This is a genomic window from Neomesorhizobium albiziae, from assembly GCF_900114255.1.
Taxonomy (GTDB): Bacteria; Pseudomonadota; Alphaproteobacteria; order Rhizobiales; family Rhizobiaceae; genus Neomesorhizobium; species Neomesorhizobium albiziae.
The window spans coordinates 344,468-371,343 of sequence record NZ_FOSL01000001.1 but is presented as its reverse complement, the minus strand read 5'-3'; the positions used below and the strand labels follow the sequence as shown (position 1 = coordinate 371,343).

The 26,876-nt window shown below is 63.5% G+C and carries 26 protein-coding genes and 1 other RNA gene; 15 read left to right on the top strand and 12 right to left on the bottom strand.

What is annotated here, in order from left to right:
- Nucleotides 1-224 precede the first annotated feature (224 nt).
- Both F3H98_RS01790 and F3H98_RS01785 read left to right on the top strand, forming a co-directional pair.
- The gene (locus F3H98_RS01790; RefSeq protein WP_149757648.1) at nt 225-902 is read left to right on the top strand and encodes an isochorismatase family protein; all 678 of its coding nucleotides are present in this window, start codon (nt 225-227) and stop codon (nt 900-902) included.
- A gap of 334 nt (nt 903-1,236) precedes the next feature.
- On the top strand, nt 1,237-1,890 hold the full coding sequence (locus F3H98_RS01785) for a phytochelatin synthase family protein (RefSeq protein ID WP_149758358.1): 654 nt from the start codon (nt 1,237-1,239) through the stop codon (nt 1,888-1,890).
- Between the two features lie 170 nt (nt 1,891-2,060).
- Here F3H98_RS01785 and F3H98_RS01780 read toward each other — a convergent pair whose 3' ends face one another.
- Nucleotides 2,061-4,754, bottom strand: a complete 2,694-nt coding sequence (locus tag F3H98_RS01780) for an ATP-dependent helicase (protein WP_149757646.1) — start codon at nt 4,752-4,754, stop codon at nt 2,061-2,063.
- Nucleotides 4,755-5,065: 311 nt separating this feature from the next.
- Here F3H98_RS01780 and F3H98_RS01775 point away from each other — a divergent pair, with 311 nt between their 5' ends.
- From F3H98_RS01775 to F3H98_RS01750, 6 genes are all read left to right on the top strand, one after another.
- The gene (locus F3H98_RS01775; protein WP_149757644.1) at nt 5,066-5,632 is read left to right on the top strand and encodes a glyoxalase superfamily protein; all 567 of its coding nucleotides are present in this window, start codon (nt 5,066-5,068) and stop codon (nt 5,630-5,632) included.
- A 120-nt stretch (nt 5,633-5,752) separates the two neighbouring features.
- Nucleotides 5,753-7,267, top strand: a complete 1,515-nt coding sequence (locus F3H98_RS01770) for an alkaline phosphatase family protein (RefSeq protein ID WP_149757642.1) — start codon at nt 5,753-5,755, stop codon at nt 7,265-7,267.
- 67 nt (nt 7,268-7,334) lie between these two features.
- A complete protein-coding gene (locus F3H98_RS01765; protein WP_188130303.1) occupies nt 7,335-7,820 on the top strand; it encodes a copper chaperone PCu(A)C in 486 nt (161 codons plus the stop codon).
- 26 nt (nt 7,821-7,846) lie between these two features.
- Complete coding sequence (locus tag F3H98_RS01760; protein ID WP_149757638.1) at nt 7,847-8,284, top strand: hypothetical protein; 438 nt, start codon at nt 7,847-7,849, stop codon at nt 8,282-8,284.
- Between the two features lie 3 nt (nt 8,285-8,287).
- Nucleotides 8,288-9,004 carry an ABC transporter ATP-binding protein gene (locus tag F3H98_RS01755; RefSeq protein ID WP_210249649.1) on the top strand — a complete coding sequence of 239 codons (717 nt, stop codon included), beginning with the start codon at nt 8,288-8,290 and terminating at the stop codon, nt 9,002-9,004.
- A complete protein-coding gene (locus tag F3H98_RS01750) occupies nt 9,001-10,215 on the top strand; it encodes an FtsX-like permease family protein (protein WP_149757636.1) in 1,215 nt (404 codons plus the stop codon). The genes F3H98_RS01755 and F3H98_RS01750 overlap by 4 nt, the downstream gene beginning before the upstream one ends.
- Before the next feature lie 82 nt (nt 10,216-10,297).
- Here the strand turns inward: F3H98_RS01750 and F3H98_RS01745 are convergent, their stop codons facing one another.
- A complete protein-coding gene (locus tag F3H98_RS01745) occupies nt 10,298-10,834 on the bottom strand; it encodes an OmpA family protein (protein ID WP_149757634.1) in 537 nt (178 codons plus the stop codon).
- Between the two features lie 13 nt (nt 10,835-10,847).
- Nucleotides 10,848-11,522 carry a L,D-transpeptidase gene (locus tag F3H98_RS01740; RefSeq protein WP_149757632.1) on the bottom strand — a complete coding sequence of 225 codons (675 nt, stop codon included), beginning with the start codon at nt 11,520-11,522 and terminating at the stop codon, nt 10,848-10,850.
- A gap of 183 nt (nt 11,523-11,705) precedes the next feature.
- Between F3H98_RS01740 and F3H98_RS01735 the strand changes: the two genes are divergently transcribed.
- Nucleotides 11,706-12,587: a dienelactone hydrolase family protein gene (locus F3H98_RS01735; RefSeq protein WP_149757630.1), complete on the top strand. Its 882-nt coding sequence runs from the start codon at nt 11,706-11,708 to the stop codon at nt 12,585-12,587.
- A 56-nt stretch (nt 12,588-12,643) separates the two neighbouring features.
- Here F3H98_RS01735 and F3H98_RS01730 read toward each other — a convergent pair whose 3' ends face one another.
- Entirely contained in the window at nt 12,644-13,525 is an 882-nt protein-coding gene (locus F3H98_RS01730) for an EamA family transporter (RefSeq protein ID WP_244621563.1), read from the bottom strand.
- A gap of 102 nt (nt 13,526-13,627) precedes the next feature.
- Between F3H98_RS01730 and F3H98_RS01725 the strand changes: the two genes are divergently transcribed.
- Both F3H98_RS01725 and F3H98_RS01720 read left to right on the top strand, forming a co-directional pair.
- A complete protein-coding gene (locus F3H98_RS01725; RefSeq protein ID WP_149758356.1) occupies nt 13,628-14,104 on the top strand; it encodes an Lrp/AsnC family transcriptional regulator in 477 nt (158 codons plus the stop codon).
- Between the two features lie 11 nt (nt 14,105-14,115).
- Entirely contained in the window at nt 14,116-14,634 is a 519-nt protein-coding gene (locus tag F3H98_RS01720) for a hypothetical protein (protein WP_149757626.1), read from the top strand.
- 120 nt (nt 14,635-14,754) lie between these two features.
- On the opposite strand, the gene F3H98_RS01715 is transcribed toward F3H98_RS01720, so the two are convergent.
- Together F3H98_RS01715 and F3H98_RS01710 are read right to left on the bottom strand one after the other, a co-directional pair.
- Nucleotides 14,755-14,985 (bottom strand): hypothetical protein, encoded by a 231-nt coding sequence (locus F3H98_RS01715; protein WP_244621562.1) that lies wholly within the window; start codon nt 14,983-14,985, stop codon nt 14,755-14,757.
- A gap of 140 nt (nt 14,986-15,125) precedes the next feature.
- Nucleotides 15,126-15,611, bottom strand: a complete 486-nt coding sequence (locus F3H98_RS01710; RefSeq protein WP_149757624.1) for a thioesterase family protein — start codon at nt 15,609-15,611, stop codon at nt 15,126-15,128.
- Between the two features lie 133 nt (nt 15,612-15,744).
- On the opposite strand from F3H98_RS01710, the gene F3H98_RS01705 reads away from it, so the two are divergent.
- The 3 genes from F3H98_RS01705 to hisC all read left to right on the top strand — a co-directional run bounded on the left by F3H98_RS01705 (nt 15,745) and on the right by hisC (nt 22,436).
- The gene (locus tag F3H98_RS01705) at nt 15,745-17,169 is read left to right on the top strand and encodes an FAD-binding oxidoreductase (protein WP_149757622.1); all 1,425 of its coding nucleotides are present in this window, start codon (nt 15,745-15,747) and stop codon (nt 17,167-17,169) included.
- Nucleotides 17,170-17,328: 159 nt separating this feature from the next.
- Nucleotides 17,329-21,243, top strand: coding sequence for an AsmA family protein (locus F3H98_RS01700; RefSeq protein ID WP_342211598.1), 3,915 nt, complete (start codon nt 17,329-17,331; stop codon nt 21,241-21,243).
- Between the two features lie 125 nt (nt 21,244-21,368).
- Nucleotides 21,369-22,436, top strand: a complete 1,068-nt coding sequence (gene hisC / locus F3H98_RS01695; protein ID WP_149757618.1) for a histidinol-phosphate transaminase — start codon at nt 21,369-21,371, stop codon at nt 22,434-22,436.
- 64 nt (nt 22,437-22,500) lie between these two features.
- On the opposite strand, the gene F3H98_RS01690 is transcribed toward hisC, so the two are convergent.
- The 4 genes from F3H98_RS01690 to F3H98_RS01675 all read right to left on the bottom strand — a co-directional run bounded on the left by F3H98_RS01690 (nt 22,501) and on the right by F3H98_RS01675 (nt 24,215).
- Nucleotides 22,501-22,731, bottom strand: coding sequence for a ribbon-helix-helix domain-containing protein (locus F3H98_RS01690; RefSeq protein ID WP_149757616.1), 231 nt, complete (start codon nt 22,729-22,731; stop codon nt 22,501-22,503).
- Nucleotides 22,728-22,913 (bottom strand): DUF4169 family protein, encoded by a 186-nt coding sequence (locus F3H98_RS01685; RefSeq protein WP_149757614.1) that lies wholly within the window; start codon nt 22,911-22,913, stop codon nt 22,728-22,730. The genes F3H98_RS01690 and F3H98_RS01685 overlap by 4 nt, the downstream gene beginning before the upstream one ends.
- 2 nt (nt 22,914-22,915) lie before the next feature.
- Entirely contained in the window at nt 22,916-23,458 is a 543-nt protein-coding gene (locus F3H98_RS01680) for an SspB family protein (RefSeq protein ID WP_149757612.1), read from the bottom strand.
- 106 nt (nt 23,459-23,564) lie between these two features.
- Complete coding sequence (locus tag F3H98_RS01675) at nt 23,565-24,215, bottom strand: TetR/AcrR family transcriptional regulator (RefSeq protein ID WP_244621560.1); 651 nt, start codon at nt 24,213-24,215, stop codon at nt 23,565-23,567.
- A gap of 199 nt (nt 24,216-24,414) precedes the next feature.
- Here F3H98_RS01675 and F3H98_RS01670 point away from each other — a divergent pair, with 199 nt between their 5' ends.
- Nucleotides 24,415-25,620 carry a multidrug effflux MFS transporter gene (locus F3H98_RS01670; protein ID WP_149757608.1) on the top strand — a complete coding sequence of 402 codons (1,206 nt, stop codon included), beginning with the start codon at nt 24,415-24,417 and terminating at the stop codon, nt 25,618-25,620.
- Between the two features lie 74 nt (nt 25,621-25,694).
- Here the strand turns inward: F3H98_RS01670 and F3H98_RS01665 are convergent, their stop codons facing one another.
- Both F3H98_RS01665 and ssrA read right to left on the bottom strand, forming a co-directional pair.
- Nucleotides 25,695-26,261 carry an AAA family ATPase gene (locus F3H98_RS01665; RefSeq protein ID WP_149757606.1) on the bottom strand — a complete coding sequence of 189 codons (567 nt, stop codon included), beginning with the start codon at nt 26,259-26,261 and terminating at the stop codon, nt 25,695-25,697.
- A gap of 113 nt (nt 26,262-26,374) precedes the next feature.
- Nucleotides 26,375-26,737: a transfer-messenger RNA gene (gene ssrA, locus F3H98_RS01660) on the bottom strand.
- Nucleotides 26,738-26,876: the final 139 nt, after the last annotated feature.

Here is a 26,876-nt window from a genome sequence, read left to right as displayed (position 1 = left end):
CAGTAAGGGACCGCTAACGCTGGTCTACTCGGCCAGGGATGAGGCGCGAAACGAGGCGGTGGTGAGCAAAGCCGTCCTTGATGGGTGAGGGTGGTCGCCGGGCTCACAGCAAAGGTCGGTCTGGCGATGCAAGCCGGTTGGCACCGCCCTAGGATCACGGCGTCGCGTTTGCGGGGGAACCACGCCGCGGCGGCATCATCGATTTTCCGGATTTTTATATACGCATGCGCAAATCCCTGACGATCCTGCCCGGCAAGGCGGCTCTGTTGCTGGTCGACCTGCAGGAGGAGCATCGCCACGACAGGCGCTTCCTGGTCGACAATTTCAGCGCGGTGATCGCCAATGCTGTGCTGCTGCTCGAAGCGGCGCGCAAGGCCGCGCTGCCGACCTATCATTGCGCCTACATCGTCGACGTCGCGGCGGCGCGACCGTTTCACCCTGTCACGCCGGACGGGTTGTCTGCGTTCAGCGACAGAAACGATCCGCTGACGGCCATATGCCCTGAAGTGGCGCCAGCGGGTGCGGAGTGCACGTTGATCAAGGCCGAGGCCAGCGCCTTCGGCGACGGGGTGCTGGGGCCGGAACTGAAGGCGCGCGGCGTCGAATGGCTGTTCGTCGCCGGCGTGTGGACCGAGGCCTGCGTCGACGCTAGCGTCAAGGACGCGCAGAAGGCGGGCTTGCGCGTCGTGCTGGTGAAGGACGCCTGCGGCAGCGGGACAGCGGCGATGCATCGCATCGGCGTCCTCAACCTCGCCAACCGGCTCTACGGCGGCGCTGTGGCTGATACCGCCAACGCCTGCCGGCTGATCGAGGGGCAGGCGGGCGAAGCGTGGGTGACGCCGGGCGCGGTGCCGCTGCGCTATTCGCTGGCAAATGCGACGGAGATGTATGACGGGTTGTGACCCTTCGACAAGCTCAGGGTGGCTCCTAGTGCAGAGGCTGTTCAGCCGCGACCTTTCAAATCCGCTCTCTTGCAATTTCTAGCACTTCGCTTCGCGAAGATGGGCTTCGTCCGGCTCCGCCAAGGTGCTGAGATCGCTTTCTCCCCGCAAGGCGGGATATAGGGGGCCGCGCCTTACGCCCCTTCGCGCGGATCGCCGGTCCACCACGCCTGTTCGCTGTTATAAGGATACTGTACTTCTTTTGGCCGCGTGACTTTGAGCAGTCGGGGGTGCCGGCCCGGTTTCGTGCAGCCGTGGATAGTGTCATCCGGTGCTGATCTTGATGGAGATGTCAATGAGGTGGCGCCTGCTTGTAGGCCTCTTGGCCATCCTGGGCTTGCTGGTAGGTGGAGCGTTGTTTGCACGTCCGCCTTCGGTGCCCGAGGAAGCAATCCGCACCGCTGTGACGCGAACGCCGCTGCTGATGGAACAAGCCTTCGCGCTGCCTGTCGCCGCATCATTCGGTCCGGAGCTGACATGGCAATCGAACGCGTCGCGCTGCGGTCCGGCAAGTGTGGCCAATGTCTACCGCTCGCTCGGCGAGGAGGAGACTACCGAGGCCTCTGTGCTTGACGGCACCGGGCTTTGCTGGACGGGCTGGTGCATCATCGGCCTGACACTGGATGAATTGGCTGGCGTGGCGCAGTCTCACACCGAGCGGAAAGTGACAGTGCTGCGGGACCTAACGGAGGACGAGTTTCTCGATCATTTACGCCGCGCGAACGACCCATCGCGCCGCTATATAATCAATTTCAGACGGAAGGAAATCTTCGGGACCGGCGCCGGGCACCATTCACCCATCGGCGGATATCTCGAAAAGGAAGACCTGGTGCTGGTGCTTGACACCAGCGAGGCATTCAAACCTTGGCTGGTGCAGCGAAAGCGACTCTATGACGCCATGAACACACTGGACGGAGAGAAGAAGAGGGGGATGCTGGCGATTGAGTGAGCCCTCGTTGTCGCCAAGACATGGGTCAGCGAGACGAAGGATGGCTGTGCTATGGAACTTACGCCGAAACGGCAGTGATCAGAGATAAAAGACCGCAAACGTGCAGTGGAGCGGCAACTGCATGCTCTAAAGAGAATAACCTATGGCAGTTCAGATGAAATGAAATTGCCTCAAACCCCCGTCACGAACCCGTCCAGCACCTTCTTCTGCCCCGCCTTGTCGAAGTCGATGGTGAGCTTGTTGCCGTCGATCGCGGCGATGTTGCCGTTGCCAAATTTCTGGTGGAACACCCGGTCGCCGACATTGAACGGCGAGGGCTCGGTGGAGACGGATTTGGCGACCAGTTCGCCGTCGATGGTGCGGGCCTTGATCGAGCCGCGGCCTGCGCCATAGCCGGAGTCGGTCTCGCCGTAGCCGATGCGCTCGACCGCGTGGCCGGAGCGGGTGCCCCAGTTGCGGTCTGTCGCCTCGGTGCGATTCGCTTGAGCGCGCTGCCAGCCGGGCGTCGCGTAGGTGTTGGAGAACGAGCCGCCGCCTGATTTGTCGGCGCCGAGATTGTCGAAACGCGAGGCGCCGTAGGGATTCTGGCGGCCGCCCCGGCCTGAGGCGAATGAGCCGCCGCCGTAAGAATTGCCGTAGCCGCCGTATGAATTGCCGCCTTCCTGCACCTCGACGTGGGCCTCCGGCAACTCGTCGAGAAAGCGCGACGGGATGGTCGATTGCCAGAGACCGTGGATGCGGCGGTTGGAGACGAACCAGATGTGCAGGTTCTTCTTGGCGCGGGTGACGCCGACATAGGCCAGCCGGCGTTCCTCCTCCAGGCCGGAGCGGCCGCCCTCGTCGAGCGAGCGCTGGTGCGGGAACAGGCCTTCCTCCCAGCCGGGCAGGAAGACGGTCTGGAATTCGAGGCCCTTTGCCGAATGAAGCGTCATGATGTTGACAGCGTCGAGCTCGGCGTTCTGCTCGGCATCCATGACCAGCGCCACATGTTCGAGGAAGGAGCGCAGCGACTCGTATTCCTCCATGGAGCGAATGAGCTCCTTGAGGTTCTCCAGCCGACCCGGGGCTTCGGCCGAGCGGTCGTTCTTCCACATCTCCGTGTAGCCGCTTTCCTCGAGGATCATCTCGGCGAGTTCGGTGTGGGGCGTGTGGTCCAGCGCCTTCTGCCAGCGCTCGAAATTGGCGGCGACCTCGCGCAGCGCCGCACGCGGCTTTGGCTTCAGCTCGTCGCTCTCGGCAAGGGTGGCTGCGGCAGCAAGCATGGGGATGCGCAAGGCGCGCGCCGTGTCGTGGATCTGGCGGATGGTGGCTTCGCCGAGGCCGCGCTTGGGCACGTTGACGATGCGCTCGAAGGCGAGGTCGTCCGCGCCCTGCGCGACGACACGGAAGAAGGCCAGCGCATCGCGGATCTCCAGCCGCTCGTAGAAGCGCGGTCCGCCGATGACGCGGTAGTTGAGACCCAGCGTCACGAAGCGGTCTTCGAATTCTCGCATCTGGAAGGAGGCGCGCACCAGGATGGCCATGTCGTTGAGCAGGTGGCCGTTGCGCTGGTAGCGCTCGATCTCCTCGCCAACGGCGCGGGCTTCTTCCTCGGAATCCCAGGCAGCGTGGACGTTGACCTTGCCGTCGTCCTCGGCGACCTGTTCGGTGAACAGCGTCTTGCCGAAGCGACCCTCATTGTGAGCGATGAGATGCGAGGCGGCGCCCAGGATATGGGCGGTGGAGCGGTAATTGCGCTCGAGCCGGATAATGGTGGCGCCGGGAAAATCCTTGTCGAAACGCAGGATGTTGTCGACCTCAGCACCCCGCCAGCCGTAGATCGACTGGTCGTCGTCGCCGACGCAGCAAATATTGATGGCGCTTCCACTCTCCCCCCTTGAGGGGGAGATGTCGCCGGAGGCGACAGAGGGGGGTGAATGAGGTTGGCGCGAGGCACCCCCCTCTGCCCTGCCGGGCATCTCCCCCTCAAGGGGGGAGATCGGCTTGCCGCCCGGCCGCTGCGCCAGGAGCCGCAGCCACATGTATTGTGCGGTGTTGGTGTCCTGGTACTCGTCGACGAGGATGTATTTGAACTTGCGGTGGTATTCGGCGAGCACGTCGTGGTGCTGGCGGAAGATGCGGATGGGGTGCAGCAGTAGGTCGCCGAAGTCGCAGGCGTTGAGCGTCAGCAGGCGGTCCTGATAGGCCTGATAGAGCTGGCGGCCGCGGCCGTTGGCGAAGGAGCGGGCGTCGCCCTCGGGAATTTCGGAGGGGCCGAAGCCCTTGTTCTTCCACCCGTCGATCATCATGGCGAAGGTGCGCGGCGCCCAGCGCTTGTCGTCTAGTCCTTCCGCCTGGATGATCTGCTTGATGAGGCGGACGACGTCGTCGGTGTCAAGGATGGTGAAGCCGGATTTCAGGCCGGCGAGCTCGGCATGGCGGCGAAGCAGTTTGACGCCGATCGAGTGGAAGGTGCCGAGCCACGGCATGCCCTCGACCGCCTCGCCGACCAGCACGCCGACGCGCTCCTTCATCTCGCGCGCCGCCTTGTTGGTGAAGGTGACGGCGAGGATCTGGCTGGGGAAAGCCCTTCCGGTAGCGAGAATATGGGCGATGCGGGTGGTGAGCACGCGCGTCTTGCCGGTGCCGGCGCCGGCAAGCACAAGCACTGGTCCCTCGGTGGTCTCGACGGCCAGACGCTGCTCGGGGTTGAGGCCCTTGAGATAGTCCGGCGCCTGAGCCTGGCGGGCTGCCATAGCGCGCGCAGCAATTCCTCCGCCATGCGCGTGCATGGCCCCGCCGCCCTGCGGAGGAGGCGCGTGCTGGCGCGACGGGGGCGGAGCGTCCTCGTCGAAAAACGGCATGTCGTCCGGAAAACCTGACATCAGACCCCGAATGTAGTGATTCGGGGCAGAAAGGCCAGAAGTGTCTACGTTTTGTTCTTTTTATCCCTGTGTCTCTGTCTTCTATTGAAGGGTGCGGGACACGGGCTCGGCACGGCTCCGCGCTTCCTTGACCCTTCAGCCAAGCTCGACTAGCTTTTCCACGCGGCAGCGACGCAGCCGGCAGCCCGCGCCCGAAAGGGCATGGCGAATGCGTCGGATATTCTTCCCCTGGTCCTCTTCCGGCCGGCGAAGGCATCAGCAATGCGGGCACTGATCAGCATTCTTCGCCGTACCAGAAGGATCGGAAATCCATGCGTACATTCAGGGATGCCAAGGCGATGACGAAAGCCATGCGCGAGGCGCTTGCCGCAAGAAATGTCGAGATTTCGCACAGCGAGGCGCTCGAAATCGTGGCGAAGCAGTTCGGGCTCGCCACGTGGAACATCCTGTCCGCGAAAATCGAAGCGGCGGACGGCGAGGTCGCCAAAACCGGCGCGGGCGAGGGCGGCATCGCCTTCGAGCAGGCGGTGCCGATGGTGCGCATCTTCGATGTCGCCAAGGCGCATGAGTTCTATCTCGGGTTCCTCGGCTTCAAGGTGGACTGGGAACACCGCTACGGCGAGAACTTCCCGCTCTACACCCAGATATCGCGCGGCGGCCTGCGGCTGCATCTCACCGAACATGCCGGCGACGCCAGCCCCGGCGGCAACATGGTGGTCTATATGTCCGGCGTGCGGGCCTTCCAGCAGGAACTCGCCGACAAGCACTATCGCTACATGAAGCCTGGCATCGAGGTTGAGGACGGCCGCATCGAGACGGCGGTCGTCGATCCATTCGGCAACCGCATTCGCTTCATGGAACTTGAAAAGCCGCGCTGAAAATTCGCCGGCTTTTTTGCGGCGCCTACATATCACTGTCATTTGCAGCGGCTAACAACGGTCCGAGGCGCGGAGAACCCCTTCGCGCTCGGCCTTCCTTTCGACCGTCGGGGATGAACCATGAAGAGATTTACCAAGCTATTCTTGAGCGGCGCGTCGGTGGCGCTGATGGCACAGGCCGCAAATGCCCAGCAGGCACTGCCGCAGCAGACCGACAGCTATTTCGTTTCGGCACAGCAGGAGCTGTTTTCCAAGCTCGCAGAGCAGCCCAACACAGGCCGGGCGAAGAACGTCATCCTGTTCGTGCTCGACGGCTTCAGCATTCCGACGCTGACGGCGGCCCGCATCTACGAGGGCCAGAGCCGCGGGGTCGACGGCGAATCCAATGTGCTCTCCTTCGAGAAGCTGCTGCCTTACGTGGCGCTGTCGAAGACCTACACGCATGACTCGCAGGTGGCCGATTCCGCGCCGACCGCGACCGCGATGACCACCGGCGTCAAATCGCTGAACGGCACGATCGGCGTGACCCAGAAGGTTACACTGGAGAACTGCGCCAGCCAGAAGGGCGCCGAGGCCGAGTCTATCTTCGAACTGGCCGAGAAGGCCGGCCTTTCCACCGGCATCATCTCGACGGCCCGCATAACCCACGCCACGCCCGCCGCTGCATACGCGCACACCGCGTTCCGCGATTGGGAAAGCGACGCTACCCTTTCCGAAGAGGCCAAGCAGAACGGCTGCAAGGACATCGCCGCGCAACTTATCGACTGGAGCGCCGGCAACGGCTTCGAGGTGGTGCTCGGCGGCGGCCGCTCCAACTTCCTGCCCGAGAGCGCTGCCGATCCGGAAGCTGCCGACAAGACGGGTGCGCGCAAGGATGGCCGCAACCTCGTCGACGAGTGGAAGGCGAAGTACAATGACGGCGCCTATGTCTGGAACAAGACCGAATTCGATGCCGTCGATGCGGAAAAGACCGAGCACCTTTTCGGCCTGTTCGAGCGTTCGCACATGCAATACGAGGCCGACCGCGCCAAGGACAAGGGCGGCGAGCCGTCGCTTGCCGAAATGACCGGCAAGGCGATCGACGTCCTGTCGAAGAACAAGGAAGGCTTCGTGCTGATGGTCGAAGCCGGCCGCATCGACCACGCCCACCATGCCGGCAATGCCGCCCGCGCGCTGGCCGATACGGTGGCCGCCGCGCAGGCGTTGCAGGTGGCCTATGACAAGGTCAATCCGCAAGAGACGCTGATCGTGCTCACTGCCGATCACAGCCACACGATGACCATCAATGGCTATCCCAAGCGCAACAACCCGATCCTCGGCATCGCCGGCACCGGCGACGACAAGAAGCCCTACACCACGCTTTCCTACGCCAATGGCCCCGGCGCCAAGCTCGACGAGCCGCGCCCGGACCTGACCAATGTTGACACCACAGACCTCGACTTCCTGCAGCCGGCGCTGGTGCCGCTCGGCGAGAGCGAAACGCATGGCGGCGACGACGTTGCGATCTTCGCGGCCGGACCGTGGGCGCACCTGTTCCGCGGCGTGGTCGAGCAGAACCTTATCTACCACGTCATGGCCTATGCCTCGCAGCTGCCGTCGCGGGTGAAGGCCGAGACGACAGGAGCAGTGAAATAACACCGGCGCATGCCTCCCACCGGCCGCCGGGGAACCGGCGGCCGCTTTTTTTAGCAGTGGAATGCAGATGCCTCTTTTCAGGGCGATGATTTTGGCCGTGGCCGCCTCGGCAGTGCTTGTGCCGCCGCTCGTTGCGGCGGAGCACCAGCACGTCGCGACAACGGGCGATATCCGCATCGTGCATGCCTGGGCGCGTGCGGCGGCGGCAGGCAGCGATACGCTGGTGTTCATGGACATCGAGAACAAGGGCGCGGCCGACCGGCTGCTTGCGGCCGAGAGTGAAAAGGCCAGCCGGGCGGAGATCGTCGGCATCACGATGCAGGACGGCAACAGCGGCGCCATGCCGCTTGGCCCGGTCGACATCGCGGCAGGCGAGACCCTGCTCGATCCCGGCGGTATGGCGATCGCACTGCGCGGCTTGACCGGGGACCTGATGAAGGGCGAAGATTTTGGCCTGACGCTGCAATTCGAAAAGGCCGGCGCGGTCGAACTCGACGTGGAAATCGAAGCGTCCGATGCGATGCAGCACTCGCATGCCGGCCATGCACACTGAACGGTTTGGGGCGCACGGAGGCTGGCATGCAACGGCGCGATCTTCTGAAGTTGCTGTCATTTGGAACGGGTGCGTTGATGTTTCCCGGCACTTCGGCCAATGCCGCGGTGCCGGTGCTGAAATTCCGCGAACTCTACGTCAGGGGCGACGAGCTTTCCGACCTGACCAAATCGCTCGACGGCAAGATCGTGCAGATGACCGGCTACATGGCGCCGCCGCTGAAGCCTGAGGTGCGTTTCTTCGTGCTGACCAAGCTGCCGATGTCGGTGTGCCCGTTCTGCGAAAGCGAGGCACAGTGGCCGGATGATCTGGTTGTTGCCTATTGCGACGACCCTATCGACGTGGTGCGCTACACCGATCTGATCGATGTCGAGGGGAAGCTGGAACTCGGCTTCTGGAAAGACCCGGAAACCCAGTTCGTCAGCCTGATCCGTATCACTGGCGCGACCTACGTGAAGCGCTAGCCTGTGACCGGCCAGACCCTCGCCGCCTCCGGCCTTGTCCTGACCTACTCGGAAGCGGGCAGGGGCCGGATGACAGCTGTGAACGGCGCGGCGCTGGATGCGCGGCCCGGCTCCATGACTGCCTTGGCGGGGCCATCCGGCTCCGGAAAGTCGACGCTGCTTTATCTGCTGTCGGGGCTGCTGCGTCCCGACGCCGGCTCGATACGCTGGAACGATACGGACCTTGCCAATCTCAGCGAAGCGCGGCGCGACGCCTGGCGGCGGGAGAATGCCGGCTTCGTGTTCCAGAATTTCCACCTGATCGAAGAAATGAGCCCGGAAGACAATGTGCTGGTCGGAGGCTGGTTTGCGCAATGGTCGGTGCGCGGGCTGAGGCGCCGCGCCGGTGAATTGCTGGAGCAACTGGAAGTGCCGCGCGAACGCACGAAGGTGGCGCTGCTGTCGCGCGGCGAGCAGCAGCGGGTGGCGATCGCGCGTGCGCTTCTGTTCGACCCGCCGGTGATCTTCGCCGACGAGCCGACCGCAAGCCTGGATGTGGCCGCGGGGGGAAATGTCGTGTCGGTGCTGCGGCGGCTGGCCGGCGAGGCCGGCAAGACGGTCATCTGCGCCTCGCATGACGTCGATCTTCTCGACGTTTGCGATCATGTCGTGCGGATCGAGCATGGCAAAATCGTCGCGCCGCAGGTCGTGCAGAAAGCGGCAGCGGAGCGGGTGTCATGAATCCGCTGCCGCTGGTCGCCGCCATGCTCGCCCGCAACCGGCTGACCAGCCTTTTGTTCGTGGCGCTGATCGCGCTGGCGGTGGGGCTGGGCATCGCCATCTCGGCACAGGAGCGAGCGCTCAGGCAAGGCAGCGCGCGCGCCGCCGACCGCTTCGACCTCGTGGTGGCCGCGCCCGGCAGCCTGACCGACGTGCTGTTCAGCGTCGTTTATCTCCGGCCAAGCGCGGTAGAGCTTCTGCCGCCGACGGTCTTCACCAAGCTGCTCGGCGAGCCGAAGGCCGAATTCGTGGCGCCGGTCGGTTTCGGCGACAGTCTCGACGGTGACCCGGTGGTTGGCACCACCGCGACGTTTGCGCAACATCTGTCGGGCGGGTCGCTCGCCGAGGGCCGTGTTTTCGAGCGTTTCGACGAAGCGGTGCTGGGGGCGTTGTCGTCACATAAGGTCGGCGACGACCTGCAAGTGAGCCATGGCCATGGCGAGGCCTCGCCCGAGGCCGACGCTGGCGGACTACATGGGCAGAAGCTGCATGTGGTCGGGCGCCTCAAACCCACGGGCACGCCGTGGGACCGGGCGGTCGTGACGCCGATCGAGTTCAACTGGTATGTGCATGGGCTGGGCACCGGCCATGCCGAGGGCGACGCGCATATCGGGCCACCTTTTGCAGCGGATAAGCTTCCGGGGGTTCCTGCGGTCATCGTCAAGCCGGGCACCGTGCCCGCCGCCTACGGCCTGCGCAATGCCTATCGGACGACGGGTTCGACGGCATTTTTCCCGGCCGAAGTGCTGGTCGAACTCTATGCGCTGATGGGCGATGTCGGTCGCATCATGGGCGCGCTGACGCTGGCTACGCAGGTGCTGGTGGTGGCGGCGATCCTGGCCGGCATGCTGGCGCTGCTCGATTTGCAGCGGCAGCGTTTTGCGGTGCTGAGGGCGCTCGGCGCCTCTCGGCTGTTCATCTTCCTGACGGTGTGGAGCTACGTGACCTTGCTGATTGCGGCCGGCGCACTCGGCGGGCTGCTGCTCGGCTGGGGTGTCGCCGGCATCATCTCGCATTTTCTCACGCAGGCGAGCGGGGTGGCGATGCGTGCAACGGTCGGCGGGGCGGAATTCCGGCTGGTAGGGGCGCTGCTTTTCGTCGGCGCGTTGCTGGCTGCCGTTCCGGCGATACTGATCTACCGCCGCCCGGTGATCGACGCGCTGCGGCAGTGACAATCTTCAGATAGCGATTTTTTATCGGGGCCGGGCCGCAAGATAGCGACTCCGGCCACGGGTTACCGCAACCGGTCGCCGCTCAGGGTGCGTCGGGGGTGGTTCGCAGGTTGGAGACGACGCGACGGTTCTGCACCTTGCACGACCTTTCCTTGCAGTCGCGTACCTCACGGTCCTTGCCATAACCCTTGGCCCACATGCGGGTCTGATCGACGCCCTTGGAGGCGAGATAGGCCATCGTGGTATCAGCGCGTTTCTGGGAAAGCGCTTCCATGCTCGAGGCGGATCCTGAATCGTCGGCAAAGCCCTGCAGCTTGAGCAACCAGCTCGGATTCTTGTTCAGCCATACAGCCTGGTTGTCGAGCGTGGTCATGGCGACGGAATCGAGGGTTGCCGAATCCTGCGTGAAGTAGATGCGACGGCCGACATTGAGGATGAAGTCCTCCTCGCTGCCGGGCTTCACATTCTCGAAGCCGGGCGCGGGATCGTCGGTCTGGCCGGTCATCGGCGGCGGCGCCGGTTCCTCCAGCGATGCCATTTCGGGAGTGTTGCAGGCGGCGAGCGCCAGGAGCATGGCGGCAGCGATCAGGGGCCGCGCGTATCCGGTCACAGCAGGCATCAGGCGATATTCCTCACTCGACCGGGACGGTTTCGCTGACCTGCGTGGCCTGCTGGGCCCGGTCGGCGATATGCGGCAGCACCTGCACCGCGGTGCCGATCGGGCAACGCTGGTAGAGGTCGATGGCGTCCTCGTTGAACATGCGGATGCAACCGCTGGACACATCCTTGCCGATGCTCCACGGCTCCAGAGTGCCGTGGAAGCGGTAACCGGTGTCGACGCCGTCGCGATGGAGATACATGGCGCGGGGGCCGAGCGGGTTCTTCGGCGACCCGCCCGCAACAAACTCCGGCAGTTCGGGATGGCGCTTGCGCATTTCGGGGGGAGGGGTCCAGCGCGGCCATAGCGACTTGCGGTCGACGGTGGCGCGGCCAAACCACTGGAAGCCTTCGCGGCCGACGCCGACGCCGTAGCGGATGGCCGTCTTATTCTCCAGGATCAGGTAGAGAAAGTGGTGCCTGGTGTCGACGACGACCGTGCCCACCGGCTCGCTCGAGAAATACTTGACGACCTGGCGCTGCCACTTCTTGTCGATCTTGGCGAAATTGGTCTTGCGGTAGGTGACGTTGTTATCGACGGCCGTGCCGGCGAAATAGGAGGCGGCCTGGGCAAAGGCCGGCTTGTGCAGCGCGCCGGCGCCGAACAACGCCAGACCGCCGACCACGACATCCCTGCGGGTCAATACCATTGGCAACATCCCCTACAGCCAAACAGCATGCGGACCATAGATCAGAATTTTCGTTCGCCACAACAGAAAAGATCGTTGTCCGGCCTGTCGGCGAAGAAGTTGGCAAATCAAAAAACGTTGAGTGGACGGCGAAACCTGGCCGCATACTCTTGGCCAACAGCAGTATGGACATGGGAGCGAGAGATGACAGGACCAGCCATCACGCAGGCGATGATCGACGCCTATGACGAATATACCCATTTGACGCTCGACAGACGCGGTTTCATGGAGAAGCTATCGAAGCTTGCGGGTTCCGGCGCCGCGGCTGCCGCGATTGCGCCACTGCTCGCAGCGAATTCGGCGCGCGCGGCGATCGTTGCTGAGGATGATGCGCGCCTCAAGGCCGAGGACATCGCCTGGCCGGGCGATGGCGGCGACATGATGAAAGGCTATCTGGTGCGGCCCGCCGACCAGACCGGCAAGCTTAGCACCGTCATGGTGATCCACGAGAATCGTGGCCTCAACCCGCATATCAAGGACGTGGCGCGACGCATGGCGCTGGAAGGTTTCGTGGCGCTCGCTGTCGACTACCTGTCGCCGCTCGGCGGCACGCCGGCCGACGAGGAGAAGGCGCGCGAAATGTTCGGCAAGCTCGATCCGGCAAAGACGGTCGCCAATGGCGTCGCCACGGTGGCCTACCTCAAGGGATATGAGGGCGGCAACGGCAAGGTTGGCGCGGTCGGCTTCTGCTGGGGCGGCGGCACGGTGAACAATCTTGCCGCCAACGCACCCGACCTTGCCGCGGGCGTCGCCTATTATGGCGCGCAGCCGAAGGATCCGGCCGACATTGCCAGGATCAAGGCGGCGCTTCTGTTGCACTATGCCGGGCAGGATGAACGCATTAACGCTGGCATCGACGCCTACAAGGCCGCGCTCGAGGCGGCGGGCAAGGAGTTCACCGTCTATGTTTATGACGGCGCCCAGCATGCCTTCAACAACGACACCTCGGAGGCACGCTACAACAAGGCGGCGGCAGATCTCGCCTGGGGCCGGACGATCGCCTTCTTCAAGGAGAAACTGGCCTGAGCCGACGGCGCTGGAGTGGCGTGCGCCCGGTCATTTTCTAAGGAGGGGCGCGCATTTCAGTGCGCGGTCTCGGGCGCCGGCTTGTGGATGGCGACGCCTGAAACCACCAGCATGATGCCGAGGATGTCGGTCGGGCTGGGGAACTGCGCCAGAACGATGACGCCGATGACAGTCGCGGTGACCGGCAGCAGCGAGAGCAGCAGCGCGAAGCTGGCGCGGGGCAGCCGCGACATCGCCAGCTGATCGCAGATGTAGGGAATGACGGAGGAGCAGATGCCGACGCCGACGGCCGCCGCAAGAAGCAGCGGCGAGGAAAATGCGGCGATTGCCTCGCCAAAGCCGAACGGAAGCACGAACAGGAAGGCGATCGCCATGGCCGCGCCGAGATTGGTCACCCCGTCGGAGGCGCCGGCGCGGGCAAGGCGGTGGCCGAGCACGATATAGGTGACGAACAGCGCACCGTTGAGGAACGCCCAGCCAAGGCCGGCTGGATCGCTCGACCATTTGACGTCGATGAGCAGGAAGGTGCCGGCGACCGCGACGGCAAGGGCCGCGACATTGCGGCGGCTGCGCAAGCCGTACAGGGCGACGCCGATAGTGCCGACGAATTCGATGGCCGCTACCAGCGAAATCGGCAGCCTGTCGAGCGCCAAATAAAACGAGCAGTTCATCGCCGCCAGGCAGACGCCGAAGGCCAATAGCAGCCGGCGTGTATGGCGGTCGGCGCGGGCGAGGGTACGCCAGGGTCTGGTGACCGGCGCGAAGATTGCCGCGGCCGATGCGATGCGCAGCCAGGCGACGCCGAGCACGCCGACATGCGGGAAAAGCAACACCGCGAAGGCGGGGCCGAGATAATGAAAGACGGCACTGACCGCGAACCAGGCGTGCGGCGGAACCTTGTCGGCAATCCTTGAGAACGTCAGCGCTTGCGCCATCATCGCTTCCTCCCTACGGTGCATGATTGCAAGGAGAACGGACGTTTTATATGATCATGTGTTATACTTCAAATCTGAATGCCTTCAGAAAGAAGGGAAAAAATGATAAAACGCCTTCGATATGAAAATGGTGACCTCGATGCGGTCGACTTGCGTATTCTGCGCATGCTTGTCGACGATGCGCGGGCGAGCGTTGCCGAGATCGCGCGGTCGGTCGGCATGTCGGCGCCCAGCGTTTCCGAGCGCATCAGGCGGTTGCAGGAGGGCGGCATCATTGAGGGCTATACGATCCGCATCAATCCGGCGGCATTCGGACTGCCGTTGGCGGCGTGGCTGCGGATCAGGCCGGTGCCGGGCCAACTTGGAACGGTGAGCGAAATCCTCAGGGATATTCCCGAAATCGCGACCTGCGACCGGGTGACGGGTGAGGATTGTTTCATTGCCCGGGTGCATGTGGGCTCGGTGCCCGACCTGGAACGGGTGATCGACCGCATCATCCCCTATGCGATGACCAACACGTCGATCATCCAGTCGTCGCCCGTGACGGAGCGTCTGCCGATGCCGGCGGGAGCGAACGATTGAAGGAAGCAGGGATGGGCGGTGACGCGATCCTTCATGTTTTCCAGCCCAATGGTGGCATTCCGAACAGTGTTCTGCCGCTGGCGTTCTGGAAAGGCCGGCTGCCGATACAGGCGCGCAGCGGTGAAGCGGCGACGACGCTTTACCGCCAGAACGGCTGGCAAGGCACCTGGATCTACACGGTTTTTCCCTACTGGCATTTCCACACGCTCGGCCATGAGGCGCTGGCCTGCGTTTCCGGAAGCGCTCGGATCGGCTTCGGCGGTGACGACGGCATCGAGGCGGATATAGCTGTGGGTGATGTCTGCATCATCCCGGCTGGTGTAGGGCACAAACGGCTCGAAGCGTCACATGACTTCCTGATGGCCGGCGGCTATCCGCCGGGGCAGCAGGGCAACATCGTGCGTCCGGGCGATCTCGATGGAGCGCGGATTCTTCGCGAGATCAGCAACGTGACGCTGCCGGAGACCGACCCGGTCAGCGGCAGGCAAGACGGGATAGTAGCCATCTGGCGCGGCGTGAAGGCGCGTTGAGCGCCTGGAGAGGTTCCGGTTCTTTCAGAACCGATAATGCGCTCTAAGTATTTGTTTTGCCGCATTTATGCGGACGCCAAATGATTCCATTTGGCTGCAAAATGCTCTAGCCCCCCAGCGTCAGCCGCGCCCGCGTTTCGACTGTGCCCTGTCGAGCACGGCGCGCCAGCGGATCAGTTCCATCGGGATCGGGTCGTTGTTGTTTGCGATATGGAAAATTTCGTTGTTCAGGTTCTTCAAGGTTCTCCATACGTCGTAGTCGCTGATGGTCGGGTCTCGTGCCAGTTTTTCTGACATCTCGTTTATGTCGATTTTCATTTTTCTCGGTCCGGCCTTTTGCCTTGCCGCCACGATTCGCGTTCCGCCAGTGTGAAGGCGTTTAGGATGCCCGATTCCTCCAATCGACGCGGTATCGTTAATGGTCCACTAACGATTGGAGTTAAGGTTAACAGATTGCTAATGCGCGCTGTCCTCGATTTGCCGGAAGTGCGTCAGGCCGTCTTGCGCCGGATACCGATCGAGCGGCCGGCGCGTTCGGGCATCGGCAGGTGATTGTGCGCGTCGGCAAAGGCCTCGACCTTCTGCATGATGTCGGCCGGGAAGGGCGCAACCCTTGGTCCGGCCATGTCGACATGCAGCGACAGCAATTCCGATGTGGCCGCCAGCCAGCCGTCGACATGGCGGATTTCCTGATAGGCGCGAATGCGCTTGTCGTCGTGGTCGACGAGGTGGAAGGTGACGGTCACGCTGTGGCCGAGATGCAGCTCCTGCACGTAGCAGACATGGACTTCGGCAGTGTAGATGGTGAGCTTGCGCTCCTTGGCATAATTGGGCCCGAGGCCCATCAGTTCGCAGGCTTCGTCGGCGCAGCGGTCGAACAGGACGTTGTAATAGGCCATGTTGAGATGGCCGTTGTAGTCGATCCACTCCTTCTCGATCTCCATGACGCGGGAAACGAAGGGGGCGGGAATGGTCATGGCGTGTTCCTCATACGATTTGGGGATCGAATCCTGCGTCGAACTGTCCGGTAGGACAAAGCCGGTGGACCGGCAGATTACGCAAGCTTAGAAGGTTCACAAGAACACCGATGGTCCATTCGCGGAGGAAAACATGGCCCTGAGCGACCTGAAGCGGGTGGTACGCAACGAAGGCGGCATCGAAACGGCGCTCGGCATCCTGAAGCAGCGCTTCGGCGAACGCTTCCAGACGGGCCAGGCGATCCGCGAACAGCATGCCCACACCACCACCTATATCCCGACCCAGGCGCCGGACGGCGTGGTGTTTCCGCAGTCGGCCGGAGAAGTGCAGGAGATTGTCAAGGTTTGCGCCGAGCACCGGGTGCCGGTGATCGCCTTCGGCACGGGCACCTCGCTCGAAGGCCATGTGAATGCGCCGGGCGGCGGCATCTCGGTCGACCTGATGCAGATGAACCGCATCCTCGCGGTCAACCCGGAGGATCTGGACTGCACCATCGAGCCTGGCGTGACGCGCGAGGACCTGAACACATATCTGCGCGATACCGGGCTGTTTTTTCCTATAGATCCCGGCGCCAACGCGAGCCTCGGCGGCATGGCGGCAACGCGCGCTTCGGGCACCAATGCCGTGCGCTACGGCACGATGCGCGAGAACGTCCTGTCGCTGTCGGCGGTGATGGCGGACGGACGGCTTATAACCACCGCGCGCCGGGCCAAAAAATCGTCTGCCGGATACGACCTGACGCGGCTGTTGATCGGCTCGGAAGGCACGCTCGGCGTCATCACGTCGCTGACGTTGAAGCTCTACGGCATACCGCAGGCGATTTCGGGCGGGGTCTGCGCGTTTCCCAGCGTCGAGGCTGCCTGCAACGCGGTCATCGCGACCATCCAGGTGGGCATCCCTGTGGCTCGCATCGAACTGGTCAACGCGCTGCAGATGCGGGCGATGAAGAATTATTCGAAGCTCGACTATCCCGAAAGCCCGTGCCTTTTCGTCGAGTTCCACGGCAGCGATGCAGGCGTGAAGGAGCAGGCGGAAAGTTTTGGTGAAATCGCCGAGGAGTTCGGCGGCGGGCCGTTCCTGTGGACCAGCGTGGCGGAGGAGCGGGCGAAACTCTGGAAGGCGAGGCACGAGGCCTACTGGGCGTCGCTGACGCTGCGGCCCGGCGCCAAGGCGCTATCGACGGATGTCTGCGTGCCGATTTCGCGGCTTGCCGAGTGCATTGCCGAAACGGAGGCCGACATCGCCGAAATGGGCCTGATCGCGCCGATCGTCGGGCATGTCGGTGACGGCAATTTCCACGTACTGGTGCTGATGGACATCAACGATCCAGCGGAAATCGAGCGCGCCGAGGAGTTCGTGGCGCGGCTCAACCTGCGGGCCATAGGCATGGAAGGCACATGCACGGGCGAGCACGGCATCGGCCAGGGCAAGGTCGCATTTCTCGACCGCGAACTCGGGGACAGCGTCGATTTCATGCGCACCATCAAGAAGGCGCTCGATCCGCAGGATATCCTCAATCCCGGCAAGATTTTCAGCGCCGGCGCACGGCCGACTTAGGCGCGCAGTAGGCGCGGGCCTGGCCGCGTCGCTTTCGGGGAAAATCGCCGTTCCATCCGCAACCCGGCCCATGCAGCCCATGGGCGAGCGACATGGCAGTTTCGCGCAAGCGAGCAGCGCCATTTTATCGACACGCCGATTGGACTAAACTAGGTATTCATAAGACTCAGGGGTAAGCGTGAGGCGCTGGCGCGGCTTTTCGTCATTGTCGGTGGACTGATTGTTCTGGTGCTGACCGCAGCCCTGGTCGGCCCGTATTTCGTCAACTGGACCTCATACCGCGCCGATTTCGAGCGCGAGGCGACCGCCATCCTCGGGCGCCGGGTGACAGTCGAAGGCGGAGTCACGGCAAGGCTCCTGCCGTTCCCCTCGCTGACATTTTCCGACGTGGTGGTGGCCGGTACGACGCCCGACAAACCGGCAGTGACCGCCGAGACCTTTTCGATGGACGGCGAACTGGCACCGTTCCTGCGCGGCGAGGTGCTGATCTTCGATATGCGGCTGGTAAGGCCGAAGGTGACGATCGACGTGGCCGAGGACGGCACCGTCGACTGGGCGGTGCGTCCGAGCTCGCCGTTCAGCGCCTCGAACATTTCGCTGGAAAAGCTGACGGTCACGGAAGGGCAGGTCAGCATCAATCACGCAGCCGGTGGCCGCACGCACGCGTTGAGCGAAATCAACGCCCAGATTTCGGCGCGGTCGCTCGCCGGGCCGTGGCGCGCCGACGGAACGCTGCGTATCGACGACATGCCGACGGCGCTTTCGGTTTCCACCGGCAAGGCAGACGAGACCGGAGCCATGCGGCTGCGGATCAAGGCCAATCCGGAAAGCTATCCGCTGGCGATCGAGGCTGATGGCGACGCCCGTCTCGACAAGGGCAGGGTGCTTTATGCCGGCACTTTCAGGCTGGGCGCCGGAGCACCCGAACAAGCAGAATTGCGCAGCAGCGACGGTGGCACGTTCAACGTGGCGACGGAGAAGCCGGCGCGGGAGGCTTTGCGCCCCAACCGGATTGGCGGCAAGTTCAGTTTCGATCATCGCCGGCTTGGCATCGACGAATTCCGCTTCGAGACCGGGCCGGTGGACGACCCTTACACAGCAGACGGCAAGGCGTTCATCGAGCTCGGTGCCAATCCGCGGTTTTCGATCGAGGCGAGCGGCGCGCAAGTGCGTTTCGACGAAGCTGCCGGTGGTGAAAAGACGGCCGGCTTCACACTCAAGGAACGATTGGCAGCCGTGCAACGGGCTCTCGTCGACCTGCCGAAGCCAACCATTCCGGGCACTGTGGACGTGAATCTGCCTGCGGTGGTGGCCGGCGATACGACGATCCGCGACGTCCGGCTCTCGGCCGAGCCGGCTGAGGCGGGCTGGGACGTGAAATCGCTGGCGGCGACGCTGCCCGGCCGCACCAAGCTCGAAGGTTCAGGCCTGTTGCGGACGAGCGGCGAATTCGGCTTCGCCGGCTCGCTGCTGCTGGCCGTCGCGCAACCGTCAGGCTTTGCGGCCTGGGTAGCGAAGGACGTCGACGACGCGATTCGCCGGATGCCGGCCGCCGGCTTCCGCGCCGATGTCGACATGACGACGCAGCTGCAGCGCTTCAGCAATCTCGAGCTGATCCTTGGCGCAGCCAAATTCCGTGGCGAGGTCGTCAACCGGCAGCCGGACGATGCGCTGCCTTCGATGCAGGTGAAGCTCGCCGGCGAGGCGCTCGATGTCGACGGCATGGCGGCCTTTGCGTCACTGTTCGTCAGCGAAAAGGGCGCCAGCCGGCTGGCCGACCGCGACCTCGACCTCGATATCAAAGCCGGACCGGTGAGTGCTGCCGGACTGACTGCGGAAACGGTGGATACTGCGCTCAGGCTGCGCGGTGGCACGCTGGAAATCGACCGGCTGTCGATCGGCGGGCTGGAAGGCGCGACGATCAGCGCCACGGGCACAGTGAAGGAATTTCCCAACAAGCCGTCTGGAAAGCTCGACGCTTCGGTGATCGCGGTCGACCTGGAGCCGCTGATTTCGGCGCTTGCCGAAAATTATCCGGCCAACCCGCTGGTGCGGGAACTTCGGAAGCGCACCGCGGAATATCCGGGCCTGTTTGCCGACACGCAGATCGATGTGGTGGCAAGTGCCGCGTCGAACGGCGACGGCACCAGCAGCGTCGATGTGAGCGCCAGCGGCAACGCCGGCGGCAGCGATCTTTCGCTGCAGGTTTCCGCCAACGGCAACCCGACAACGCCGGAGGCGGCTGAGGTGACGCTGTCTTACACCGCGAAAAACGACAATGCGGAACCGCTGCTTGCGCTTTACGGATTGCCGACTTTGCCGCTCGGGGTAGCCGGAAACGGCGACACGACAGTGCGGGCGAAAGGCACGCTGGCCGGCGGGCTCGACACCACGGCCAGTTTCAGCGGCGCCGATGCGAAGGCCGAATTCGAGGGCCGGATTACCGCCTGGAACGACGCGCTGACCGTGAAGGGGAAGATCCAGGTCGACGCTTCCGATATCGAGCCGTGGCTGATGACGGCTGGCATTGGCCTGCCAGGCTTGGGTTTCGGCCTGCCATTGGCGCTGGCCGCCGACGCCGACTACAGCAACGGTGTGCTGTCGCTGGCCGGACTCACTGGTACGGTAGAGGAGGGAGCGGTCAGCGGCGATATCAAGGCCGAACTTAAGGATGGCTTGCCGCACATCAGTGGCGCGCTGGCGCTCGACGAGATCGACCTCGGCATCCCGACGGCGATGGTGGTCGGCGAAACCGCCCTGGACAGCGACGGCGAGGGTGGCTGGCCGCAGGCGGCGTTCCAGGAAAGGATCTCCGCGCCGTTCACAGCCGACCTCAACATTTCGGCGGGCACGCTTTCAGCCGGACCGGCGGGCAACGCCGGCGACGTGCGCATGACGGCACGGCTCGACCGCGAGGGTCTGCGGCTCGCCGACGTTTCGGGCAAAGCTTATGACGGCCAGGTGAGCGGGCTGTTCGAACTGAAGAACACCGACGGGACTGGGCTATTTTCCGCGCAGCTGAAATTTACCGGCGCCGACCTGGGCATGATGCTTGCCGACACCGGCCTCGCTGGCCGCGCCGATGTAACGGCAACCGTATCGACAACCGGCAAATCGGTCGACGCCATGGTGTCGGCACTTTCGGGTTCCGGCACGGCGGCGCTGCACGGGTTGACGATTGCCGGTGTCAACCCGGATGCGTTCAGCGCGATCATCGCGCAAGCCGATGCAGTCGGGCGCGATATCGATGCGGCGAAGACGGCTGAATTCGCTCCGCAGATTGCCGGCGCCGGCAGTTTTGCCGCGAAGGACAGCGAACTGGCATTCTCCATTGCCGGGGGCGTGTTGCGGGCGCCGCCTATGACGCTGGAAGCGTCGGCTTCCAGCCTGACGGCGGAGGTACGCGCCGACCTCAATTCCGGCACGATGGCGGCGGAAGGAACGATCGTCTACCAGCCGGGTGACGAGAAGCTGGTCGGGTCGGAGCCGGTGGTGCGTTTCACTGTCGAGGGGCCGTTCGGAGCGCTCGCGAAGCAATTCGACACCGACCCGCTGGCGCAATTCCTGACGCAGCGTGCGCTGGAGCTGGAACAAGCGCGTGTCGAGGCTATGCAGGCCGCGCTTCTCGAAAAGCAGCGGCTGCGCCGCGAGGTGCGCTATTACGCATCGCTGCAGGAAGAGCGCGACCGCGTCGCGGAAGAACTTCGCCGCGCCGACGAGGCATTGCGCCTGAAGGCCGAGGAAGAGGCGAAGCGCAAAGCAGAAGAAGCAGCAAGGGCGGCGGCAGAGGCTGAAGAAGCCGAGCGGCAGAAGGCGGCGGAAGAGGCGCTGGGCGCTGCGCAACGCCAGGCAGAAGAGGAGGCTGCGCAGCGCGCGGCCGAAGCGATAAGGCTTGTGGAAAGGGAGCGGGCGCGGCAGGAGGCCGAACGCAACGCAGCGAAGCCAGCGCGCGAGGTAGAGCAGGCGCCATTGCCTCCGATCGAGCCGCGCGACCTGCCGCAGCCGAATACCGGCAGCCCGAAACCGACGCGGCCGTTCATCTTCGAAAACATCCTGAGGTCGCTCGGCCAGTAGAGGCCCGGGCGTTAAAGAGACCCTCAAGCCTGAACGCGCAGGCTTGCCAATTTCCTGCGCTCGGGTACCGAACGTCGATCAAGGCGCCCGCCGCACCGTCGCTTCTATTGAGATATGGACCGAAAATGAGCCGTTTCTGGAGCAGCCTGACGCACGATCTGAGGCCTTACGTACCGGGCGAACAGCCGCGCATGGCGGAACTGGTCAAGCTCAACACCAATGAAAGTCCGTTTGGCCCTTCGCCCCGCGTGCTGGAAGCGATCCGCGGCGAGGCGGCCGACACGCTGCGTCTCTATCCGGACCCGCAGGCCACCGCGCTGCGGGCCGCCTTGGCCACCTATCACCAGGTGCTGCCAGAACAGGTGTTCGTCGGCAATGGCTCGGATGAGGTGCTGGCCCACGCATTCGCCGCTCTGCTCAAGCATGAGGCGCCGTTGCTTTTCCCGGACATCACCTACAGTTTCTACCCGGTCTATTGCCGCCTGTTCGGGATCGCCTGGGAAGCCGTGCCACTGGATGAGGCCATGCAAATCCGCATCGCCGACTATCGCCGGCGGGCCGGGCCGATCATCATAGCCAATCCGAATGCGCCAACGGGGATTGCGCTGTCACGCGCCGAGATCGTCACCCTGCTGGAGGCACATCCCGACGCTCCTGTGGTGATCGACGAGGCCTATGTCGATTTCGGCGCCGAGACCGCGATTCCGCTCGTTGCCTCACACTCGAACCTTCTGGTCGTCCAAACGATGTCCAAGTCCCGGGCCCTGGCCGGGTTGCGGGTTGGCTACGCAATCGGCGACGCCGATCTGATCGAGGCGATTACCAGGGTGAAGGACAGCTTCAACTCCTATCCGCTTGGCCGGCCCGTCCAGGCAGGCGCCATCGCCTCCCTGCAGGATGAAGCATATTTTCAGCAGGGCCGGGCTCGCGTGATCGCGGGCCGGGAGCGGCTGAACCGCGGGCTGATCCGGATTGGCTTCGATGTGCTGCCGTCCTTTGCCAACTTCGTCTTTGCGCGTCATCCGGCGCATGCGGGCGCTGCAATCACCGCCGCGCTGCGCCAGCGGGCGGTGATCGTCCGCCATTTTCAGGCTCCCCGCATCAGCGACTATCTGCGGATCACCGTGGGCACGGACGAGCAAATCGGCCGGCTGTTGTCGGCCCTGTCGGACATCTTGGGCAGCCGCTCCTGAAGCTGCCTGATCGCCTCGTTGTGCGCGAACGGTGGTCGGCGGTCGATTGCCTCCCGGAAGGGTATCAAGGCTGCTGGCCGGCCTGCCGCTTCGCCCATGCCAGAACATGAACTCTGATCGCCGAGGAAAGATTGGCTTCGCGCGGCCGCGCCGCATCGATCTCGGCAACAAGTGCTGCAAGCGCAATGCCACGCGCGGCGGCTATGGCGAGAAGATCCTCGAAAAAAGGCTGCTCGAGCGAGAAGCTGGTGCGGTGGCCGCGAATGGATACGGAATGCTTGGCGACGAGGCTCAAGTCCGGTCCTTGTCGAGGCGATGTCCATCAAGGAAGGTATTGGCGCTTTCGGCGGCGTGGCGGTCGCGCTGCTTTTCGGCCTTGGAGCGGCCATGCAGGACCCGATTCCGGTCAGCCGCCTGTTCCTTCGCTGCGCGCGCCTTTTGCTTGCGCACCTGACGAAGGTTGACGATCTCGGCCATAGCTATTTCTTGCGGAAGGCGTCGAGCGAAACGACCTCGGCGCCCTTGGCCGGCGCTTCTTCCGCGCCTGCGGTCTCCGGCGTCTTGGCCTCTGCCTTCTTGCGCGGTTCGGACTTTTTCGCAGCCGGGGCTTTTACCACGCGTTCAGGTTTTTCGGCTGGCGCCTCGGCCGGCAGTTCGATCACGTCCTGCTTGACCTCGAATTCCAGCTCGAAATTGACCGACGGGTCGTAGAAGCCGCGCACCGCCGAAAACGGGATCTCGAGCTTTTCCGGCACGTCCGAAAAGGAGAGGCCGACCTCGAAGCCGGTGTCGGTGACCTTCAGGTCCCAATACTGGAACTGCAGGACGATGGTCATCTGCTCCGGGTAACGCTCGCGAAGGCGGCTCGAAATGCGCACGCCGGGAGCTCCGGTGAGAAAGGTGATGAAGAAATGATGGTTGCCGGGAAGGCCGGTGCGCGCGACTTCGGCCAGAACCTTGCGCATGACGCCGCGCAATGCCTCCTGGGCCAGAATGTCGTAGCGGATATGGTCTTCAGCCATCAGGCGGGGGCCTCGTGAATCGACGCCCTACCTGTAATCAAGCTTTGGGCCGCCGTAAACCGGATATAGCGCGCTCAGCGCTTGGGCCAATGCCTTTGGGTAAGCTTCAGGCCGATACCTTGGCGGTCTCCGGCGCGGAGGTGTCAGCGCGGCGACCGAAGGCGCGCAGGAAGGTACGCACCGCGTTGGTCGCGGAAGCGTTGAGCTGCTCTTCGCTCAACTGTTCGCCGAGCATCATCGGCAGTTGCAGGTCGGCGTTGATCAGCGCCAGGAACTGGCGTGCCGCCGCGTCGGGGTCGTCGATATCGAGATGGCCGGAAAAGGCGAGGCGGGCAAAGCGGGCTGCCAGCGCCGACCAGATCTTGCCTGGCCCATCCTTGCGCCAGCCGGCGAAAAGCTGCGGGTTGCGTTCGCCTTCGGTCTGGATCAGCTTGCGCAGGAACTTGCCGTCGCGATCGCAGATGCAGCTCTTGTTGAGGCGGATGGCGAAGGCGACGAGATCGGCTTCGAGATTTTCCGGGTGGTCGGGAAAGGTGCCGAGCACGGCGAAGGAGCGGGCATTGCAACGCTCGGTAATTTCGGCGACGACCGCCGAAAGCAGGTTTTCCTTGTCGCCGTGGTGGTTGTAGACGGTCTGCCGCGAAACGCCCGCCTCGGCGGCGATCAGATCGATGTTGGCGCCACTGAAACCCTCGCGGCAGAAGACATTGGCTGCAGCGTCGATGATCGACTCGCGCTTGGCGGTATGTGTCCGCAAGGACTGGTCGAACTGTGGCCTCAGAATCTCTCTCATCTAAAAAAGAAGATAATGCTGCTTGACGAATTAGACAAGTGTGTCTAATTTTTTTGACCATACCGCTGCGGGAATCGACCGGGAGAGTCGGATTCCCAGGGGATGAAGCGTCCTTGGACCGAATGCCGCCACGCGGCCGAAACCGTTCCGAAAGAAATACATCATGACCACCAATTTCCTCCGCATCGCGGTCGTGCTCGGGCTGTTGTCCGCCATCGGCCCGTTCGCCATCGACATGTACCTTCCCGCGCTTCCCTCGATCGGCGCGGATCTGCAGGCCAGCACAGTGGCGGTGCAGATGAGCCTGCTGGTCTTTTTCCTTTCCATGGGATTCGGCCAAATCGTCATCGGCCCGCTTTCGGACATGTATGGCCGCAAGGCGCTGCTCTATGCCGGCCTTGTGCTGTTCGTCGCCGGCAGCATCGGTTCCGCACTTGCCCCCACCGTTGAGTGGCTGATCGCTTTCCGCGTGCTGCAGGGCTTCGGCGCCAGCCCCGGCATGGTGGTGCCGCGCGCCGTGGTGCGCGATCTGCACACCGGCAACGAGGCCGCCAAGCTGATGTCTATGCTCATGCTGGTGTTTTCGGTTTCGCCGATCCTGGCGCCGCTGGCTGGCAGCTTCATCATCGACGGCTTTGGCTGGCGGGCGGTGTTCTGGGCCGTCACCATCGCGGCGGTGCTGGCGGTTCTGCTTCTGGCGACCTCGTTGAAGGAAACTCGGCCGGCTGAACACCGCACCGGCAGTTCGCTCGGCGGCGCCATGGCCGGCTATCGCTATCTGATGAAGGACCGGAATTTCCTTGGCCTGACCTTCATCGGCGGTTTCGGTATCTCCAGCTTCTTCGTCTACCTGTCGAGTTCGTCCTTCGTGCTGATCGACCACTACGGCCTATCCCCGTCGGTCTATAGCGTGTTCTTCTCGATCAACGCGGTCGCTTTTTTCGCGATGTCGCAGATGACCGGCATGCTGGCCGAACGCTTCGGCCTGCGGCGCGTGGTGCGGGTTGCGGTCGTCAGCTACGCAACGGTGATGGTTGCGCTGCTGGCGGTGATGGCGTCCGGCATGCAGTCGCTGGCAGTGCTGGCCTCGCTTCTGTTCGTCGGCTACGGTTTCCTCGGCCTGGTCATTCCCACCACTTCGGTGTTGGCGATGGAAGAGCATGGCGAGATCGCCGGCACCGCTTCGGCCCTGATGGGCACGCTGCACTTTGCTACCGGCGCCGTGGCGATGGCCGTCTCCGGCATCTTCTTCGACGGCAAGCCGTTGCCGATGGTGGTCTCAATCGCGGCCTGCGCGGTGCTCGCCTTCGCCCTGACCCAGCTGACGCTCGGTCGTGGGCGCGAAGTGGCGGAAGCGCCTGCCGAATAAGGTCGACCTCCTCCAAAACAAAACCGGCCGCGAGTTCTCGCGGCCGGCTTTTTTGTTGGCATTGCCCGTCGGGATCATCTGGCGGGCAAGGGCACATCGCCGGCTATCGCCAGTACGAACCGCATTCTCACCTCGACGGGTGCGCGGGGAACCTCGACCAGTTCGTAACCGAGATCACGATAAACCGAAGTGACTGCCTCGAAGGTGCGCACGGCCTCGGCGAAATTCTGCTTTCGCTCGGCGTCTTGACCAAAAATCTCTGACCACGGCGGCAGCACGAGCACGCGGCGGTTGTAGCGAAGTTCGTCGGCGGCAGCGAACATGTGCGCCGGCACGGGCAGGCCGCTCAAGCGGAGATAGCCGACCGTGTCGGGCACGCCGCGGTCGAAGAATACCGGGCCGTTGCTGTCTGCGGCGAGGCGATGCGAATTCATGTCGAAGCCAATCATCAGCTCGGCGAAAGCCGGCGGATCGAGCCAGGGCAGGGCGCTGCCACCCACTGCCTGCTGCTGCCTGATTATTGCGCGGCCAGCTTCCGGCGTCGTCGAAAAGCCGGCTTCGACAAGGGCTGAGATTAGACTGGTTTTGCCGGCGCCCGGACCTCCGGTCAGCACGAAAAAGCGTTCGGAATCGACGGACATTACTGTCTGCTCCCTGAAATTGAACGGGTGATGGGAATTGGCGCTGAATTTTCGCGTGCAGACAAACGCGTGGCGTCTGAAACGCGACGATCGGCAAAACTGATGAGGGGAGAAGTGGAGGTTTCTGTTGCCAGGTACCTCCGAACCCCGCCTAGAAGTGCGAACCCCTAGGACTTGAATTGAAGCTATCGCACCGCATTAAGCGGCGAGACGTGCTTCCGCATAGTTGTCGTTTGCAACTACTAGGTTAGCCCGATAACGGTGGTACAATGCCGGGCAAAAGTCCGATCTTTACACCCTCGTCGATCCTATTTCGCCCCCATCAAAAACCGCCCTAAAAAGGAAGCGGCGATTTTTGGTGGAGGCGCCGGGTACCGCCCCCGGGTCCGAATGGCTTATTACATCGGCAGTTTATCGCCATAGTCAGTCGAGCTGACCCTCCGAATATAGGGAGGGGCGAGGCAAATTGGAAGGCCGAATTGTTTCGCCGGCGCGATGTCAAAAAGACGTTGCCGGGGTTGACTCGGCTTCCCACACCAATGAAGGTTTCCGCCCGGCGAGAAGACCGCAAACGTCAGGGTTGTGTCGATGTGGGACCTCACCGATTGAAATTAA